Raw genomic sequence first — 303 nt, 5'->3', positions numbered from 1 at the left:
AGATTTTATCAGAGATGATACTAATACAGCAGCTTCTAAGGCTGAGCGAGATATTAGTAGTTTCTTGAAAACGATTGGCTTTTTGGGTATTAATTACGACATGAGCTTGCCTCGGGCCATCAAGATTTTGGGAGAAGATTATATCCTTGCTAAGAAAATAAAGTGCATTGAGGCTGACGACATCTGCTTGATGCAATATTCTATGTTCGGTCGGCCTTCCCTGAAAAAACTCATGAAAAAGTTGGCCTTTAATCGCCACAAGATTCTTCTGGTTCATGATATCGAAAGTCTGCGGGAGCAAAT

Annotated in this window: 1 protein-coding gene; it reads left to right on the top strand. The window is 39.9% G+C overall.

The annotated features are described in order from the left end of the window. Positions 1-303: hypothetical protein (locus FH871_RS35525; RefSeq protein WP_212768444.1), on the top strand; the 303-nt coding region annotated here is incomplete at both ends.

The organism is Larkinella sp. C7, assembly GCF_006149005.1.
Classification (GTDB): domain Bacteria; phylum Bacteroidota; class Bacteroidia; order Cytophagales; family Spirosomataceae; genus Larkinella.
Note: the sequence above shows the minus strand (reverse complement) of the source record. Positions and strands in the feature narration are given on the sequence as shown.